We start from the raw sequence: 4,602 nt of genomic DNA, 5'->3' as shown, positions 1-4,602 counted from the left end.
TCTGCTTTATTTTTGTGTTGGTATAGGGTTTTATAACAATTCATTTTGTTCTGCAGTTAATAAAGGACGAAATGTTAGATAGAGGCAGTCTAGCAGAACAAAAGCGGTGTAAACCAAGCTGAGAGTGTCCGGTAGAAGTAGTCAGCAGACAAAATTGGTAGAAACCAGGCTGAGAGTGTCCGGTAGAGGCGGTCTAGCAGACAAAAGTGGTGTAAACCAAGCTGGGAGTGTCTGGTAGAGGCGGTTTAGCAGACAAACCAATAAAAAAAGCTCTTATCAAAGATAAAGAGCTTTTCTAGTATTATTCAATTTGGATGCCTAAAGCACCAGCTATCACCAAGGCTTGACCAGCATTTAAAATGCTGCCTTTGAGTAAGTCAGTGGATATAGCAATACGGTCAAATGTAGAGGAACTTAAGTTCAATCCCTTCATATTTGTCTGCATAAAATTTGCTCCATCTAATTCACATTTTTCAAAAAATAAATGTTGCCACTTGATTTCGAAAAAGTCACTTTCAGTCAATGAAGTTTTAGTAAAACAAACTCTTTTTAAAGAAGCATAACTAAACGATCCGTAGTTGCCAAAACATTCAGTAAAAGTGGTGTCCATGATTGACGCTTCAGCAAAATTAGTTCCTAAAAACTTCGTATTGGCAAATTGAGCACGTTGAATGATGGCTTCAATCATCTCCGTGTTGCTGATATTGCATTTTTCAAACGTTACATCCAGTAACTCTATTTGGTGAAACTGACAATTTTCAAAAGTGACATTGACAAAAGCAACATTTTTAAAACATACTTTTTCAAAAGAAACATCGGATAATGAACAATCTTGAAAAAGAGTATTCGTATAATAAGCTTCATGTTCTAATTCGTCAAAGTTTCCAGGCAGCAAATCGGGAGTTAACTTAGGCGGGGTAATTTTTATTTTTTTAGTCATTCTGTTCTCCTTTAAATAAATGATAATTTTTTGTTTTTAACACAGCTAGATGAGTAACCAGTAAGAGAAGTGCTGAAATCAGAGACAAAATCATACCTTCTTTGAACCAAGGTGTCCGATACTGAAAAGTAACCGTATGTGTTCCCGGTTTAATTGGGACTGCTAATAAGCTATCTACAGCTTTTTCTGTTTTTGCGGGAACGCCATCGATCTTCACTGTCCAGCCTTTACTGTATGGAATAGAGGTAAACAGCAGCTGCTGATCTTCTTGGATAGTTACTTTTCCTTTAATCCGAACATTGGTCTGTTCGGTTATGTCCATACCACTTTGTTGTAATTGATCAATAGCTGATGTGAAAGCAGTTTGATCTAATTGATACAACTGCATATCTTCTAAAAGCAGGGTTGATTTTTTCAATGAAAACTTAATGGTGATTGTGTCATCTTTGTTTACATTGGCCAAATTCAAGATTAACACATCACGGTAAGTAGGATATTGGGTAAATGGAAGTCCATTTAAATAAATAGCTGTATCCTCTTCTTTGACATTTGGTCCTAATGTTACATAATAAGCACCATTTGTTTCCGGTTTAAATTGGAACGTAACAGAAGCTTCTTCATTAGAAATCTGTTTGGTATACGTTTGTCTTTGACTGGTTTGAGAGACGGACACATTTTGATAGACTGTACTCGTAAAATCTAATGGAACAAACATTTCTGTTTGACTAGACATTCCTGTTAGTCCGCGTAACAATTTCTCTTGTAATTGTATTGGCTGATTGCTTTCAGCAGCGACATCTAACACAGCCTTGTTGCTGCCGAACGCAATTGGCAAAGCATAAGGGTTTTGGTACAAAACAGTCCGGGTGGTTTCAGCAAAAGGCTGATAAGCACGTAAATCTGGTTTAGTCTGCATCAAGGACAATTGAAAAGCTGGATCAACCATTTCAGCAGCCGGAAGAACTTCTATTTGCTTTAATAAAGAGACATCTTTTAATAATTCATCTTTTCTTTCAGGCAAACGATACAGTTCATTTTGTTCACTGATATAATATTTGATCCCAAAAAGCGCATCTGTAACTAAAGTGCCATTCGCATAGGCAATAAATCCATCACCTACGGGAAAGCCCAACCGTCCAAACAATTGCGGAATCTCTTTTTCAAAAGTAGAACTAAAATGAGAAATACTTGGAAAATCAGCTTGGAAACTATCATTTTTGGACCGCAAAAAGGTCTTTTCGATTCGGTAAAAACCAGCATCTTTTTTTTGAATGGCAGCAATGGTTGTGTCTAATTCTTTTTGATAAGTTGAAAAGGAATCTTGTTTAACGTAGCTTAAGCGTGACAAATCAATTTGAGCATTTGCACCCATCTCAACGGCAGTAATTAAAAAAAGAATCAAGGCAAGCCAGCGGTATTGTTGCGGTTTAACAATCAGCAGAAATATAATAAGCAGACTAAAAACGATAGTCAGAATTATTTGTTCAGGATAGACAAAGTCATAGTTGCCTTGATAAACACTGATTCCGATAACCGTAACTAAAATAACACTGAAGAACGTTTCAAGTGGTCGTAATCCTTCCATTTTCATAAAGCTGCGGTAGCCGTTTAAAATCATAAAGAAACAGACAACAAAAGAAAAACGATAAGGATACCAAATTGGATACTGCATAGCATGCCAAATCATATTAAAAGCTTTTAAATTCATTGAGACTACGTAAAGAATCATTAATAGCAAGGCTGTGATTCGTTCTCGTAAAGGAAAAGCATGGTTGGAAAAGTAACATCCGAAAGAAACCAAGGCTAAACTCCCGATAAAAAGATTGGGATAGCCAGTAGGCATTTGATCAAAATTAAAAGCGCCGATCATCAATTTGGAAAGCATTTCATGGAAAGGATAAGCCAGTTCCCAATCAAAAATCAGTTTAGTATAGCTGGCTTTACTCCCTAGCAAAGAATGGAAAGTAGGCAATAACAAAATAGCACTCAAGCCGGCACCTAATAAAGAATGCCACAAGAATAAACCAATCAGCTGGAAGTTTTCTTTTACTTTTTCTTTAAAAGACAGCGAATGCGAGTAGGACATTCCAGTAAGACGGAAAAGAAAGTAGCCAATCAAAAATAAGCAGATCATGTAGCTAATATAGTAATTTGAAAATAAAGCAAGAGCTAAAAAAAGTGAATAGGTTAATCCTTTTTTTTGAAAAAGCAGCTGCTCAACACCCAACGCAATCAAAGGTAAAAAAATCAATCCATCCAGCCACATAACATTTAGTTGATTGACAATCGTATAACCCATCAAAGCATAGCTGATAGAAAATGCTGCTAAAATAAAGCCATCTCCATTAAAAGCTTTCCTTAGTAACCAACCAAAACTTAGCCCTGTTAAACTGATTTTTAAAAGAGTCAAACAAGTAATAGCTAAGGAAACTTGGTTATGCGGAAAAAGTAAAAACAGAAGGTTAAAAGGACTGGTCAAATAATAAGCCCATAATCCGACCATGTCGCCGCCAATAGCTTTAGAAAAAGAATAATAAAAGCTAGAAGGGTCTTCAAAAAAAGTTTGTCGGTAATAAGAAAAAAAGTCAACGTACTGCTGTCCTAGATCAACAGTCATTAACGAACCATTCCCAAAAGGATAGACTCCTTGAATAATATAAATACCTGACATAATCAACAAAGGGATAAAAAAGGCCAATAATAGAGGCCATTGTTTATAGAAAAAAGATTTAATTGAAAATTGCACGATACTCACTCCAATAAATAAGTCTTTCAAAAATAAAGATTGATTTCTAATGTCTAGAATAGCATAGATTGCTAAGGAATAATTAAAAATTTCTTCATTCAATGGTTAATTTTGTTTGGATTTGTTACAATAGACGAAGTTAAGTGGAATAGGAAGGTGTAGCAGTGAAATCGAATAAAAAAAAGAATAATAAAAAAAAGTCGCATATACCTTTTCGTTTAAATCTTTTATTTTTCACGGTCTTTTTATTGTTTGCGACGCTTATTTTGCGTTTAGGCTATTTACAAATCGTGCAAGGCGAAGAATTCGAAACTCAAGTACAACGGACAGAAACAACTCTGGCAACTGGAACGGTACCGCGTGGTGAGATTTATGACAGCCAGTACCGCAAGCTAGTGGGGAATACTCCTCTTCAAGCGATCACCTATACAAGAGGTAAAGGGATATCCGGAAAAGATATGGCAACTATTGCAATGAATTTGGCCCAATATATCGAAATGCCCCATGTTACAGAATTGGATACAAAAGAAGATTTCGACGTATCTAAAAGAGATTTGCAAGATTTTTGGATAGCATTAAATGAAAGCAAAATAAATAAACGTCTATCAGAAAAGGAATTGAATTTGCCTGCAACGGAACTTTATCAAGCACAAGTTAACCATGTAACGGATGAAGACATTCAGTTTACTGCAGAAGAACAAGAAGCAGCGGCAATTTTTAAACGAATGAACAGTGCCTATGCTTTGTCAACGATTAATATCAAAAGCGAAAATGTGACGGATGAAGAAGTGGCCAAAGTTAGTGAAAACTTATTGGCTTTACCTGGTGTTGATACAGGTACTGACTGGGTTCGGACTTATCCTGAGGGAGAAATGCTAAAAAGCATTTTAGGGGATGTGACCACAGAAGCGAAAGG

At 36.0% G+C, this 4,602-nt stretch carries 2 protein-coding genes and 1 pseudogene; 1 reads left to right on the top strand and 2 read right to left on the bottom strand.

Annotation, left to right across the window (positions count from 1 at the left end; all coding sequences use genetic code 11):
* Nucleotides 1–301 precede the first annotated feature (301 nt).
* Both RT405_RS11550 and RT405_RS11545 read right to left on the bottom strand, forming a co-directional pair.
* A complete protein-coding gene (locus RT405_RS11550) occupies nucleotides 302–940 on the bottom strand; it encodes a pentapeptide repeat-containing protein (protein WP_313469824.1) in 639 nt (212 codons plus the stop codon).
* Entirely contained in the window at nucleotides 933–3,686 is a 2,754-nt protein-coding gene (locus tag RT405_RS11545; RefSeq protein WP_313469822.1) for a YfhO family protein, read from the bottom strand. The genes RT405_RS11550 and RT405_RS11545 overlap by 8 nt, the downstream gene beginning before the upstream one ends.
* A gap of 164 nt (nucleotides 3,687–3,850) precedes the next feature.
* Here RT405_RS11545 and RT405_RS11540 point away from each other — a divergent pair.
* Nucleotides 3,851–4,602 (top strand): annotated as a pseudogene (locus tag RT405_RS11540) (penicillin-binding protein 2); the annotation flags it as partial.

This window comes from Carnobacterium sp. (assembly GCF_032094055.1).
Taxonomy (GTDB): Bacteria; Bacillota; Bacilli; order Lactobacillales; family Carnobacteriaceae; genus Carnobacterium_A.
Note: the sequence above shows the minus strand (reverse complement) of the source record. Positions and strands in the feature narration are given on the sequence as shown.